Origin of the sequence: Halorubrum sp. SD690R (assembly GCF_005435035.1) — an archaeon.
Lineage (GTDB): Archaea > Halobacteriota > Halobacteria > Halobacteriales > Haloferacaceae > Halorubrum > Halorubrum ezzemoulense.
Genome location: NZ_SGTV01000010.1, coordinates 80,698 through 93,477 on the forward strand (window position 1 = coordinate 80,698; position 12,780 = coordinate 93,477).

Annotated in this window: 15 protein-coding genes; 7 read left to right on the forward strand and 8 right to left on the reverse strand. The window is 71.9% G+C overall.

The features are described 5' to 3' along the window. The first annotated feature begins 28 nt into the window (after window positions 1–28). The 3 genes from EXE41_RS08235 to EXE41_RS08245 all read left to right on the forward strand — a co-directional run bounded on the left by EXE41_RS08235 (window position 29) and on the right by EXE41_RS08245 (window position 2,453). Window positions 29–955 (forward strand): NADP-dependent phosphogluconate dehydrogenase, encoded by a 927-nt coding sequence (locus tag EXE41_RS08235; RefSeq protein ID WP_086216446.1) that lies wholly within the window; start codon window positions 29–31, stop codon window positions 953–955. A gap of 144 nt (window positions 956–1,099) precedes the next feature. Beyond that, complete coding sequence (locus EXE41_RS08240) at window positions 1,100–1,444, forward strand: DUF5802 family protein (protein ID WP_086216447.1); 345 nt, start codon at window positions 1,100–1,102, stop codon at window positions 1,442–1,444. Window positions 1,445–1,667: 223 nt separating this feature from the next. Further along, entirely contained in the window at window positions 1,668–2,453 is a 786-nt protein-coding gene (locus tag EXE41_RS08245; RefSeq protein ID WP_049930798.1) for a TSUP family transporter, read from the forward strand. A gap of 36 nt (window positions 2,454–2,489) precedes the next feature. Here the strand turns inward: EXE41_RS08245 and EXE41_RS08250 are convergent, their stop codons facing one another. Next, complete coding sequence (locus EXE41_RS08250; protein ID WP_137690730.1) at window positions 2,490–3,020, reverse strand: PH domain-containing protein; 531 nt, start codon at window positions 3,018–3,020, stop codon at window positions 2,490–2,492. Continuing rightward, window positions 3,017–3,670, reverse strand: a complete 654-nt coding sequence (locus EXE41_RS08255; protein WP_137690731.1) for a PH domain-containing protein — start codon at window positions 3,668–3,670, stop codon at window positions 3,017–3,019. Before EXE41_RS08255 ends, EXE41_RS08250 begins: the two co-directional genes overlap by 4 nt. A gap of 205 nt (window positions 3,671–3,875) precedes the next feature. Between EXE41_RS08255 and EXE41_RS08260 the strand changes: the two genes are divergently transcribed. Further along, on the forward strand, window positions 3,876–4,784 hold the full coding sequence (locus EXE41_RS08260; protein ID WP_137690732.1) for a Vms1/Ankzf1 family peptidyl-tRNA hydrolase: 909 nt from the start codon (window positions 3,876–3,878) through the stop codon (window positions 4,782–4,784). A 21-nt stretch (window positions 4,785–4,805) separates the two neighbouring features. Here the strand turns inward: EXE41_RS08260 and EXE41_RS08265 are convergent, their stop codons facing one another. From EXE41_RS08265 to EXE41_RS08285, 5 genes are all read right to left on the reverse strand, one after another. Continuing rightward, on the reverse strand, window positions 4,806–5,198 hold the full coding sequence (locus EXE41_RS08265; protein WP_049930805.1) for a rhodanese-like domain-containing protein: 393 nt from the start codon (window positions 5,196–5,198) through the stop codon (window positions 4,806–4,808). After that, window positions 5,198–5,524: a cupin domain-containing protein gene (locus EXE41_RS08270; protein ID WP_049930806.1), complete on the reverse strand. Its 327-nt coding sequence runs from the start codon at window positions 5,522–5,524 to the stop codon at window positions 5,198–5,200. The genes EXE41_RS08265 and EXE41_RS08270 overlap by 1 nt, the downstream gene beginning before the upstream one ends. Window positions 5,525–5,571: 47 nt before the next feature. Beyond that, on the reverse strand, window positions 5,572–6,105 hold the full coding sequence (locus tag EXE41_RS08275; protein WP_137690733.1) for a cob(I)yrinic acid a,c-diamide adenosyltransferase: 534 nt from the start codon (window positions 6,103–6,105) through the stop codon (window positions 5,572–5,574). Continuing rightward, the gene (locus EXE41_RS08280; protein WP_049930810.1) at window positions 6,102–6,341 is read right to left on the reverse strand and encodes a glutaredoxin family protein; all 240 of its coding nucleotides are present in this window, start codon (window positions 6,339–6,341) and stop codon (window positions 6,102–6,104) included. Before EXE41_RS08280 ends, EXE41_RS08275 begins: the two co-directional genes overlap by 4 nt. A gap of 95 nt (window positions 6,342–6,436) precedes the next feature. Next, window positions 6,437–6,835, reverse strand: a complete 399-nt coding sequence (locus tag EXE41_RS08285) for a thioesterase family protein (protein ID WP_137690734.1) — start codon at window positions 6,833–6,835, stop codon at window positions 6,437–6,439. A 109-nt stretch (window positions 6,836–6,944) separates the two neighbouring features. Here EXE41_RS08285 and EXE41_RS08290 point away from each other — a divergent pair, with 109 nt between their 5' ends. Then, complete coding sequence (locus EXE41_RS08290) at window positions 6,945–7,427, forward strand: Lrp/AsnC family transcriptional regulator (protein WP_137690735.1); 483 nt, start codon at window positions 6,945–6,947, stop codon at window positions 7,425–7,427. Here EXE41_RS08290 and EXE41_RS08295 read toward each other — a convergent pair. Continuing rightward, a complete protein-coding gene (locus EXE41_RS08295; RefSeq protein WP_137690736.1) occupies window positions 7,424–8,440 on the reverse strand; it encodes an amidohydrolase family protein in 1,017 nt (338 codons plus the stop codon). The two genes, EXE41_RS08290 and EXE41_RS08295, sit on opposite strands and share 4 nt — an antisense overlap. A gap of 252 nt (window positions 8,441–8,692) precedes the next feature. Between EXE41_RS08295 and EXE41_RS08300 the strand changes: the two genes are divergently transcribed. Together EXE41_RS08300 and EXE41_RS08305 are read left to right on the forward strand one after the other, a co-directional pair. Further along, complete coding sequence (locus EXE41_RS08300) at window positions 8,693–10,180, forward strand: proton-conducting transporter membrane subunit (RefSeq protein WP_137690737.1); 1,488 nt, start codon at window positions 8,693–8,695, stop codon at window positions 10,178–10,180. Then, entirely contained in the window at window positions 10,170–12,662 is a 2,493-nt protein-coding gene (locus EXE41_RS08305) for a DUF2309 domain-containing protein (RefSeq protein WP_137690738.1), read from the forward strand. Before EXE41_RS08300 ends, EXE41_RS08305 begins: the two co-directional genes overlap by 11 nt. Window positions 12,663–12,780: the final 118 nt, after the last annotated feature.

Sequence of the window (12,780 nt, forward strand, 5' to 3'; positions counted from 1 at the left end):
TACGGCCGGGCCCCGCCACCCCTCGCGCATGGAACTCGGGGTCATCGGACTCGGGCGGATGGGGCAGATCGTCGCGAACCGGTCGCTGTCGGCGGGCCACGACGTGGTCGCGTTCGACCTCTCGGCGGAGGCGACCGCGGAGGCGGCCGAGAACGGCGCGGAGCCCGCAGATTCGCTCGCGGACCTCTGCGACCGGCTGGACCGGTCCGGCGGCGACGAGGACGCCGGCAAGCGGATCTGGCTGATGGTGCCCGCGGGCGACGCGGTCGACGCCACGCTCGCGGACCTGGAACCGTACCTCGACGGCGACGACGTGGTCGTCGACGGCGGCAACTCCCACTTCGAGGCGTCCACGCGGCGCGCCGCGGATACCGACGCCGCATACCTCGACTGCGGCACCTCCGGCGGCCCCGCGAGCGCGGAGGCGGGCTTCTCGCTGATGGTCGGCGGTCCGGCGTGGGCCTACGAGGCGATGGTACCCGTGTTCAACGCGGTGGCGACCGGACCGGACGGCCACGACCGCATGGGCGAGTCCGGGTCGGGCCACTACGTGAAGATGGTCCACAACGGCGTCGAGTACGCCCTGATGCAGGCGTACGGCGAGGGGTTCGAGCTCCTCGCCGACGGGCGCTACGACCTCGACATGGAGTCGGTGGCGCGCACGTGGAACAACGGCGCGGTGATCCGGTCGTGGCTCTTGGAGCTCTGCGAGGAGGCGTTCCGCGAGGAGGGGTCGGAGCTCGGCGACGTGGCGGACCACGTCGCGGGCGGCTCGACGGGGACGTGGACCGTCGAGGAGGCGCTCGAACAGGAGGTCCCGGTGCCGATCATCTACCAGGCGCTCGCGGAGCGGTTCGACTCGCGCAACGAGGGCCGCTTCTCGCGACGGCTCGCGAACCGACTCCGGTACGGGTTCGGTCGCCACGAGGTCGCGCGGCGGTCGGACGAGGAGTGAGGGCGAGCACCCCGCGGACCGCTCGGTCACGGCGCGCTTGAGGACGCTGACTGAGAACCGGGCGCGTTCCGTCCCCGATTATCAGGGCCGGTCACGGCCGAGAAACACTTATGTATGGTCGTGGTAGGTATTGACACGCATAGAATGTTCGAGCGATTCTCGAGCGGCTACTACCTGGGGGAACTGTACGTGGAACCCCATGACGGCGAGCGCGCCGTCATCCGGCGGGCGGACCACGAACACGTCAACGAGCAGCTGTACGCGGACGGGGACGGCGTCGAGCGACTCGACGCCCCGCTCGTCATGAAAGTCGACGGCGGCCACATCCCGGTCGGCGGCGACGACGACGTACCGAGCGGCACGCTCGCCATTCCGCAGGGACTCGCCGACGAGACGCTCCCGGACCGGCGGAACGTGCTGTTGGCGGACGCGGACCGCGCCGAGACGCTCCTCCGCTGGGGGGGGTGGGAGCCGTTCGTGAACGCGTAGGACGCCGCCGCGTGTCTGAGGGAGTCGCGAACGGCGAAGGCCGCGGCGGTAGCGCCCGGAGACCGATAGGGGCGGGCCCGCGCGTCGAGTCGAACTGCGCGTGGGACCGACCGGCATAGCGACCGCGTAGGCGGGAAATGGTTCGATGTCGGGCCGCGGACGCCGCCGGAGCCGCCCGATCGGGCACTCGTGTTATTATGCCGGTCCGGCTCGTGTCGAACGTATGGCGCTCGCGCTCTCGGCCGAGCTGGTTGCGACCGTCGCGGTCGTCGTCGCGGTCGCGGGCGCCGTCAACGGGGTCGCGGGGTTCGGCTTCGCGGTCGTGGGGACGACGGTGCTCGCGTCGACGCTCGACCCGGCGGCCGCCGTCGCGTTCATGATCGTCCCGATGTTCGCGGTGAACGTCGCCCTCGTCGGAGAGCTCACGCGCGAGGAACTGCGGACCTGCGGGGCCCGGTTCGCACCGCTGCTCGTGGCCGCGCTCGTCGGCACCCTCGCGGGGATGGCGCTGCTCGATCGCCTCCCGGCGGCTCCCCTGCGCGTCCTGCTCGGCGTCGTCTCGCTCGGGTTCGTGGCGACCGCGCAGCGCGCGGTCGCGCTCCCGTCGCTGCCGACTTCGGCCGACCGCGAGCGCGCCGAAGGCCCGCTCGTCATGGGGGTCGTGGGCGTCGTCTCCGGCGTCCTGTTCGGCGCGACGAACGTCGGCGTCCAGCTGGTCGCGTTCGTCCGGAGCTTCGACCTCTCGCACGGGGTGTTCGTCGGCGTCGTGGCGCTGGTGTTCGTCGGGATCAACGGCCTTCGCGTCGGGGCCGCGGGCGCGCTCGGACTCTACCCGGACGCCGCGTTCGCGCTCGCGTCGGCCGCCGCCGCGGTCCCTGCGGTCGCCGGCGTCGCCGTCGGGACTCGCCTCCGAGACCGCGTGAGCGAGCGGCTCCGGCGCGGCCTCGTCCTCGGCCTCCTCACGGTCATCGGGCTCCGGCTGATACTCGGCGGCGCGGGCGTCGCCTGACCGGTGTCGCCGTCGCTCCGCCGGAGTCGCCGCCGGTCAGTCGACTGCGGCCTCGATGTCGCGGACGACGGACAGCACCGCCCGCCACTGCTCGACCGTCCCGGGCGGCTCGCGGTCGACGGTCCCGGTCCGGTCGGTGATCGACCGTCGGACCGCCTGCGGGTCGTCGATCCGGCGGAGCTCGAGGTCCGGCCCGCCGGCGACTTCGATCGTGACCGTGCCGTACCCGAACGCGGAACCGGTCACCGATTGACTGTACGCCGTGTTCTGTACCTGTGCCAGCCCGACGCGGCGGACCTTTCGGCCGAGCACGCCGCGTTTCGACCAGATCGCTCGAGTCGTGACCACGTAGTCGGTCCGTGTGACGCGGAGCAGTTCCCAGCCGGCGATGCCGACGCCCAGCGGGCTCGCCGCGGCGATGCGCGGGTCGACCGCGGCCGCCGCGAGGAGCGCGACGGCGACGGTCGCGACGCCGACGACGCCCCCGCCGAGCGCCGCCGGCAGCCGCGGGCGACCCGTCCACACGACGGTCTCGTCGTCGTGCCGAAACCACCAGTCGCCGGTCATCGGTCCTCGCGCGCCGTCTCCGACGCGGTCCGCTCGGCGCCGACGTCCTCGCCGGTCGCGGTCGGCGTCTCGGCGTCGCCGCCGGCACCGTCGTCGGTGACCGCGGAGCGGATCGCGCGAAGTTCGACGAGGATCTCGGCGAGCACGTCGTCGGCGTCGCCGTCGCCGTCGGCGCTGTCCCGCTTTCCGGCGTCGATCTCTCTGGCGATCAGCTCCTGGACCGACGCCGGGTCCGGAATGCTCCGGAACCGTAGCTCGACGCCGGAGCCGCCGGCGGTGCTGACCTCGACCGACCCGTACCCGAGCGACGAACCGATGGCCGACTGCGAGTAGGAGCTGTTCTGTACCTTCTCGAACCCGATCTGTTTCACGTCCCGGGAGAGGATGCCCCGCTTGCTGTAGAGCCCCTTGTTCGTGACGACGTAGTTCGTGTTCTTGTACTGGAGGTAGCTCGCGGCGACGATCGGGATCCCGACGAGGACGAGCGACAGGGGAACGCCGACGAGAAGCGCCGGGACGACGCTGTACCTGTGCGGCGTGCTCGCCCAGCGGATCTCCTCGTCGTCGTCGAGCGACAGCCAGTCGAGGTCGAGGTCGGCGGTGACGCCGTTGCCGGTCTTCGGTTCCCCCTGGAGGGACGGAGACAACATATCCCCCGAAGCGTCGGGAGACGCTAACACGGTGGCGGAGGCGCACCGATCGGGTCACGCGCGAAGCGGACGACGTGAACGCGGCGACGAACGGTCGCGCGGGAGACGGCGGCGGACGGTGGCGCGACGCGCGGACGGCCCGGAGAGCGGCGTCCGTCTCCGCCGCAGACGCACCTTTTACGTCGCGGCGGGTCGCGAATTCGGTATGATCGACAGGCTGCTCGGGCGCGCCGAGCTGAAGGAGCGCATCGAGGAGTTGGAGGAGGAGAAGCGTCACCTCGAACGCCGCGCCGAGGCCGAGGAGGAGCGGCGGTCCGACGCGGTCGCCGACCGGCAGCGCGCCGAGGAGCGCGTGAACGAGCTCGAACACCGGATCGAGTCGTTAGAGGAGCGGCTGGAGCGCGCCGAGGGGACGGAGGAGACGGTCGAGTTCCGCCGCGTGAGCGACCGCAGCGGCTCGCGGCTGACGGACGCGCTCGAGCGGTTCCGGGCCGTCGAGAGCGACGACCCGGAGGGGTTGCTCACGGCGTATGTGCCGGACGCAGACTCGGTCCCCGCGACCGTGTCGGACTGGCTCGGCGACCGGACGGCGCTCGTCCGGCGGGCCGCGCCCGCGGTCGTCCTCGCCGACGACACGGGCGCGGTGAGCGCCGCGCTGACGCCGCCGGTCGAACCCGAACCGTTCGACCGGTGGAGCGACCGGTTCCGGCTCGACGACGCGTGGTTCCGCCCGACCGGCCGGTTCGCGTTCGCCGTGGTCCGCTCGGACACCTTCGCGGTCGGCACCTACGAGGGCGACGACCGGGTCGCCTTCGAGGGGTTCACCACCGACGTGAAGGAGGCACACTCGAAGGGCGGCTTCTCGCAGGGGCGATTCGAGCGCCGCCGGGAGGGGCAGATCGACGACCACCTCGACCGGGCCGACGAGGCGCTCGCCGCGGTCGCCGCGGGAGAGGACCTCGACCGCGTGATCGTCGTCGGCGAGCGCAGCGTGCTGGGCCGGGTTCGGGACCGCGCCGACGTCACCGACGTGTCGGACGCAACCGGCAAGCCGAAGGGAGCGCTCGACGACGCGTTCCGCGACTTCTGGCGGGTGCGGATTCGTGCGATCTGAACCGGGGACGCCCGTCCGGCGTCAGAACGGGCTCTCAGGCCCCTCGTCGGGATCGCTGGCGGCCGGCTCGTCCGACGCGGGCAGGTCGCCGATTTCCCGCTCCCACGCCTCGATGCCGCCGCGGAGGCTGTCGACGCGCGCGTCCTGCGTCCCCTCGTAGCTGCCGATGAGCTGGGCCGCCTGCTGGCTGGCGACGCCGTGGGGGCAGACGGTGACGATGCGGTCGCTGCCCTCGAGCTCCGCGATCCGGTTCGTCAGCTCCGGGAACGGGATGCACTCGCTGTCGGGGAGGTGCCCTCGGTCGAACGCGCGCCGGTCGCGGATGTCGACGATGCGGAGCGACTCGTCGGGAGAGCTGTCGCCGCGCTCGTCGAGCAGGGCTGACAGCTCTTCGGGGTCGATTTCGCCGTCCATCAGTGGAGCGGGGCGAGGGTGGCCGTGAGCACGGCTCGGTCGTCGGTGTCGTTGCGGGCGCCGTGGACCGCGCCCCGGGCGTTCTCCACCACTGCCGGGGCCGCGAGCGCCTCTTCCTCGCCGTCGCGGATCACCGTCGGTTCCCCCTCCAGCACGTGGAACACGTTCGTGGCGTCCGCGTGCTCGTGGGGGTCGACGGTCGCGTCCGGGCCGAGGACGAACGCCTTCACGAGCGCGTCGTCGGTGACGACGACCTCTGCCGTCTCGACCTCGCCGGGAGCCGGGTCGAGATCGGCGACCGCCGCCGCGTAGCTGTCGAGCGTCATACCCGCACCTCGCGCGGGACGGGGAAAAATCGCGCGCTCGGGGCGGCTCAGTACGTCGGCGACTCCTCGGGCTCGCCGTCACGCGCGTTCGCGACGCGGCCGAGGGTGAAGAGGAGGTCGGAGAGGCGGTTGAGGTAGGTGACGACCGCCTCGTTGATCGGCTCCGAGCGCGCCAGGTCGACGACGCGCCGCTCCGCGCGCCGGACGACGGCGCGCGCGTGGTGGAGCGCCGCCCCCGCCTCGCCGCCGCCCGGGAGAATGAACGACCGCAGGGGCTCCAGCTCCTCGTCGAACGCGTCGATGCGCTCCTCCAGCAGGTCGGCATGGTCGGGCTCCACCTGCGGGTCGTCCGGGTCGGGGTCGGGGTTCGCGAGGTCGGCCTGAACGACGTGAAGATGGTTCTGTATCGTCTCCAGCAGCTCGTCAATGTCCTCGTGGCCCGTCGGGCGGACCGTTCCGAGCAGCGCGTTCGCCTCGTCGACCGAGCCGTACGCCTCGATGCGGTGGCTGGACTTCGACACCCGGCTCATGTCCCGGAGGTCGGTCTCCCCCTCGTCGCCGCGACCGGTGTAGATGCTCATGCGAGGGTCCTCTCGACGTAGTCGACGATGTTCGCGCTCTCGGCCATCGTCACGCCGCGACCCTCGTCGACGAGGACGGGGACGCCGCGCTGGCCGCTCACTCGCTTCACCTCGTTCCGGTCGGAGTGGAGCGCTTCCACCCACTCCGTCTCGTACTCGACGCCCGCGTCGTCCAGGGCGTCGGCCGCCTTCTCGCACCACGGACACCCGTCGAGGGCGTACAGTCGAACGCTCATACCGATCGATCGGTCCGCGCGGTCAAGAAGGTGTGCGTCCGACCGCGACGGTGGGGGAGGCCTCGTATCGCAGCCCCGGGCCGCGGGCCGCCCCCTCAGCGATCTCGGTACGACGCCATCGCCTTCCGGTGTGCCTCCGGGATCGGCGTCGGCTCGCCCGTCTCCGGGTCCACGGCGACGAGCGTCGCCTCGGCTTCCGCCGCGACGGCGTCGCCGATCCGGATCTCGTGCGTCATCGTCGCGCTCGACCGGCCGAGATCCGCTATCTCGACGCTCACCGCGACCGCGTCGTCGTCGAGTTCGACCGGTTGCCGGAAGTCGATCGACAGCGACGCCAGCACGGTCGACGCCCCCGAGATGTCGAGGTCGAGGACATCGCGGAAGAAGCGCGTCCGCGCCTGTTCGATGTACGTCGCGTAGACGGCGTTGTTGACGTGGCCCATCGCGTCGATGTCGCGGAACCGAACGTCGATGTCCGCGGTGTAGGTCGCCATATCCGACCCACTGGCGGGGATCGTATGTAGGCGTCGGGATCGGCGTCGACCGCGGCGGCGCCGGGCGCCCCACCAACGTATAAAACCGACACGCGCGTACCGGCGAGACATGGACAACGGCGCGATAGACGACGTCGACAGGGTGATCCTGTACGCGCTCCAGGCGGACGCGCGGAACACGTCGTCCGGGGACATCGCGGAGCGGGCCGGCACCTCGGACAGCACCGTCCGCAAGCGCATCCAGCGGTTGGAGTCCGAGGGCGTGATCAAGGGGTACAGCGCCAGCGTCGACTACCAGCGGTCGGGGTATCCGCTCCGGATGCTGCTCTACTGTACCGCGTCGATACCGGAGCGCGGCGAACTCATCCCCGACATCCTCGCGATCGACGGAGTCGTGTCGGTCCAGGAGCTCGTCACCGGCGAGCAGAACCTCCTCGTCACCGTCGTCGGCGAGTCGGACAGCGACATCACGCCCGTGGCGCAGGCGCTCCTCGACATGGGCGTCACCGTCGCCGACGAGGTCCTCGTGCGGACCCACGAGACGACCCCGTTCGGGCGGTTCGACGCCGGGCGGGACGGGGCGGAGGACTAACCGACGACGCGCTCGACGTCGAGCCCGGTCGCCCGCCGGACGACCGCACGGACCGGGTCCTCCGAGCCGGACAGGTTGTCGGAGTCGCCGTCGAGGACGAGGAGGGCCGCCCGCCGCCCGGGCTCGATCGCCCCGCAGTCGAGGTCGGCGATTTCGGCGCCCGCGGCGGTCGCCATTCGCAACACCTCCCGGTCGGTCACGTCGAACCGCTTCGCCGCCGTCGCCATCTCGCGGAACATTGACGGCTGGTTCAGCATGGCGTTGTCGGTGCCGAGCGCGACGGTGGTGTGGTCGAGCAGCTCCCGTATCGGCGGCGTCCCGACATCGAGGACCGCGTTCGCGCGCGGACAGACGGCGATCGGGACCGACTGGTCCGCGACGCGCTCCAAGTGGTCCGGCTCGGCGTGGACCATGTGAACGAGCAGGTCCGGGTCGTAGTCGAGCGCCGGGTGGATGTCGGTCGCGTCCGGCTCGCCCGCGTGGATCGCGAAGGGGGCGCCGCGCTCCTCGCAGGCGGCGCGCTCCGCGGCGAACTCGTCGTCGTTCGCGCCGGAGGCCCCGTAGCCGTCGGCGACGTCGAGGACCGACGGGTCGCCGCTCCCGAAGATGAACGGGTCGACGCCCGTCTCCGCCGCCGCCTCGCGGAGCGCCCGCGCGCCGGCGGGCCCCGACTCGCGGAAGTCGAGCGCGGAGACCGTGCCGGTCCGACGCATGAACCGGAGCGTCCGCCGCATCGCCGACACCAGTTCGTCGCGGTCGGCGGCCGCCAGCCGCCGGTGCTTCAGGCTGTCCGGCGGCGCGACCGCCTCGTCGAGCGACAGGCCGACCGCGGCCTCCTTCGCGACGGAGTCTCCGAGGTGGGTGTGCGCGTTGACGAACGCCGGCAGCACGATGTCCGTCGAGTCGGTGTCCGTCTCCTCGACGGCGTCGATCCGCCCGTCTTCGACGACGACGCGTCCGCGGACGGGCTCGAACGACTCCCCGACCAGGACGGTCCCTGCGAGTTCTCGCATACCGGTCCTCCGGACTCCGAGCCGATATGGTTTCCTGAGTCGCGACGCCGAACGGGCTCACTTGCGACCGCGGACTCGCTAGGCCCTCCCCCACGAGAGGATAATCATAATGTTCTATAATGCCGTTCTTGCGAACGAATTGTGAATACAAACAGTTTTAATAGACGTTATGTTCTCAAAGTGGGTAGACAACGACCGGGTTGCGACTCGACCCGACGGCGGGTCGAGACCGGTCGCGTGGTCGCTCGAACGATGTCAGGACCCACCTCGAAGACGACGGTCGGAGCGCTCCGGAAGACGACGGACTCGTCGTTCGTCTCCGCTGTACTGACGTGGCTCGCGTGGTCGCTGTTCGCCGCGAGCGTCGCCGTCCTCGTTGCCCGACTCCGACTCGGCGCCTCGTGGGAGGTGCCCGGCGCGGTTGCCGTCGACGGACTGACCGTCCTGCTGTGGACCGTCGTCACGTTCTTCAGCGGGATCGTCCACAGCTACTCCCGGCGCTACATGGCCGGGAGCGCCCACGAGACCGACTTCTTCCTCGGGATCTTCTCGTTCACGCTCGCCGTGATGGCGCTCGTCGCGGCCGACCACCTCACGCTGTTCTGGCTGTGCTGGCTGGCGATGGGGCTCTTGATGGCCCGGCTCATCGGGACCGTCGACGGCTGGCCGCAGGCCCGCGCGGCCGCGAGCGTCGCCCGGCGGCACTTCCTCGCGAGCAGCGCGCTCCTCGGCGTCGCCCTAGCGACGCTGTGGCGGGCGACCGAGGCGACGACGATCTCGGGTATCGCCGCGAGCGCGGACGGGCTCGGCGGCCCCGCGCTGCTCGTCGCCGGGGGCGCGCTCGTCCTCGCGGCGATGATCCAGTCCGCCCTCGTCCCGTTCCACGGGTGGCTGCTCTCCTCGATGACCGCTCCCACGCCCGCGTCGGCGCTGATGCACGCCGGCTTCGTCAACGCCGGCGGCATCCTCCTGACCCGCTTCGCGCCCGTCGTGACGGCCGAGACCGGGCTCATGCTCGCCCTCGTGGTCGCGGGCGCCGCGAGCGCCCTCGGCGGGAAGCTGCTCAAGACCGTCCGGTCGGACGTCAAGGGCGAACTAGGCTGCTCGACCGTCGGGCAGATGGGCTTTATGATCGTCCAGGCCGGGCTCGGCTTCTTCGCCGCCGCCGTGACGCACCTCGTGTTACACGGGTTCTACAAGGCGTACCACTTCCTGAGCGCGGGCGACGAGGTCGAGCGCACGGCCCCGACGGAGACCGAGTCGGAACTCGGGGGAACGGGCGTCGCGGGTGCGGCCGTCGTGTTGCTGACCGGGCTCGCCGGCGGCGCGACGTTCGCGGTTCTGACGGGGAAGGGAACGAGCCTCGACAGCGGGCTGCTGCTCGCCGGGTTCGTCACGCTCACGACGCTCCACGCGGCCCGGAGCGCCGTCCGGCAGACCGGTCTGTCGACGGCGGCCCGCTACGGCGCCGTCCCGCTGGTGGCGCTCCCGGCCATCGCCGTGTACGCGCTCGCGTACGAGGCCGTCTCGGGGCTGCTCGCCGGGCTCCCCGTCGTCTCGGCGCCGACCGAACTGACAGCGCTCCACGCGCTCGTCGGCGTCGCCTTCCTCGCGGCGTACGTCGCGATCGAGACCGGCGTCTACGAACGGAGCGAGCGACTCTACGTCGCCCTGCTGAACGCGGGGCAGCCCGCCCCGGAAACCGTCCTGACCGCCACGGAGGAATACGATGAACGCTGAATCCACCACCGAAGACGACGCAGACGCCATCGGAGACGCTATCGAGACGGCCGCGACCGCCGTCGGGTCGGTCTGGCCGGTCCACTCGTTCGTGACCGCGAACCCCCTCGCCGGCTTCGAGGACCGGCCGTTCGACGAGGCCGTGAGCCGGGCGGCGGACCTTCTCGGCGGCCGCGGCTACCCGCGTGCGGCGACGTTCCGGACGGCCCTCGACGAGGGGCGGATCGACGCCGACCTGCTCGACGAGACCCTGACCGACCGCGGCTACGAGGCCGGTCCCGAAGCCCTGCTGGACCGGCTGGAATCCGCCGAGGGGACGGACGAACCGAGCGACGCCGGCGCCGCGACGCGCCCGGATTCCGACGCCGAGCGCGTCGACCGCGTGCTGACGAAGTGGCTGTCGGCCTTCCTCGACGAGGGGCGTGCCGAGTGGTCGATGCCGAACCGCAAGGCGGGGTTCTACGACGCGTTCCGGTCGGTCGCCCAGCACGACGACGAGATCCCCGATCGGGGGCTCGCAGCCGACCTCCCGGCGTCGCCGACGGCGGCCGTCGAGTCCGCGCTGGAGCCGTATCCCGACGACCGGTGGCAATCGATCTTCGAGGCGCAGTTCGCCGCGCTCCCCGGGTGGACCGGGCTGCTCAAGCGCCGCGCCGACGACGGCGGCGCGTGGCAGTCCGCGTACCCGATCACGCTGACCGGGTACCTCGCGGCCCGGCTCGCGCTGGCGGACGCCTTCGGTGTCGACCTCGCCCCGCCGGCCGAGTCCGACGGCCCGGTCGTCGACGCGGAGGACGAGATCGCGGCAGCGTTCCTGAGCGCGTGGGAGGCGACGTACCGCGACGCGCTCGTCGAGCGGGTCGCGGCCCAGAGCGAGGCCCGCCACGGCGAGCGCGGGGCCCGCGTTGACGGCGGCGCGTCCGGACGCCCGGACGCCCAGCTGGTCTTCTGTATCGACACGCGCTCGGAGGTGATCCGTCGGCACGTCGAGGCGACAGGGGACTACGAGACGCACGGCTACGCCGGCTTCTTCGGCGTCCCGATGGAGTACCAGGGGTACGACGACGACGTGTCGATCGACGCCTGTCCCCCGATCCTCGACCCGCAGCACCGCGTCGCCGAGGTCCCGACGGACGACGGCGCGCGGGCGAGCCGCGACCGCTGGGCGCGCGCTCGCGAGGCCGCGGGCGAGGCGATCGAGACGCTCCGCTCGAACCCCGCGACCGCCTTCAGCTTCGTTGAGGGCGCCGGCAGCGGCTACGGGCTCGCGCTCGCGGCGCGCACGCTCCTTCCTGCCCGGGTGTACGACCTGCTCTCGACGACCGACGACGCGGTTCCGGGCGATCACGAGTTCTGCGAACCGGGCGTCCACCGGCGGGACGGCGCTCCCGGAGCGCTTCCGACTGGTCTGACTCGCGACGAGAAGGTCGAGTACGCCGCGACCGCGTTCGAGCTGATGGGGTGGGAGGAGTTCGGTCGCCTCGTCGTCTTCACGGGCCACGCGGCCGAGACGGCGAACAACCCCCACGACTCCAGCCTGGACTGCGGTGCCTGCGCCGGCAACCCCGGCGGCCCGAGCGCCCGCGTCCTCGCGGCGATCTGTAACGACCCCGAAGTGAAGACGGGACTGCGCGAGCGCGGCCACGACGTGCCCGACGACACCGTCTTCCTCGCCGCCGAACACAACACGACGACCGACGAGATCGAGCTGTACGACGGGGACGTACCGGACTCGCACGCGGCGGACCTCGAACGGCTGCGCGCGGACCTCGACGCCGCCCGCGAGGCGGCAGCCGCCGAGCGGGTCGGACCGGCGGGCGAGGCCGACTCGGCCGGACCCGGGGGCGCGGCGGGCGTGCGCGAGGCGGAACGGCGGGCCGCAGACTGGGCCGAGACGCGCCCCGAGTGGGGGTTGGCCGGAAACGCCGGCTTCGTCGTCGGGCCCCGGCCGCTGACGAGCGACCTCGACCTCGACGGGCGCGCCTTCCTCCACTCGTACGACTGGGCGACCGACCCCGACGGAACGGCGTTGGAGGCGATACTGACGGGCCCGATGGTCGTCACCCAGTGGATCAACGCGCAGTACTACTTCTCGACGGTCGACAACGCCGCGTACGGCAGCGGGTCGAAGGTGACCCACAACCCGGTCGGCAACGTCGGCGTCTATCAGGGCAACGGCGGGGACCTGATGACCGGCCTTCCGCTCCAGTCGCTCATGGCCGACGCCGACACGGCGTACCACCAGCCGCTGCGGCTCTCGACGGTCCTCCACGCGCCCGTCGACCGCGTCACCGATATCCTCGCCGACAACGAGGCGGTGGCCGGACTGCTGGACAACGACTGGCTCTCGCTGACGGTCGTCGACCCGACGCGGGACCACCGCGCGTTCCGCTACGAAGAGGACTTAGAATGGACACCGGCGCCCGCGGCAGCCGAAGCGCGCCCCGGAACGGCGACGACGCCGGCCGTCGCCGACGACTGAGATCGGTTCGCCACGGAACCCGGCGAGCGGAGCAAGCGCGGCCGCCCACGCGACGGCGCCGAGAGCCACGCCTGTTTCGTCTCGATCCGGAAGGACACAGCACAGGGAGAGCGTCCCG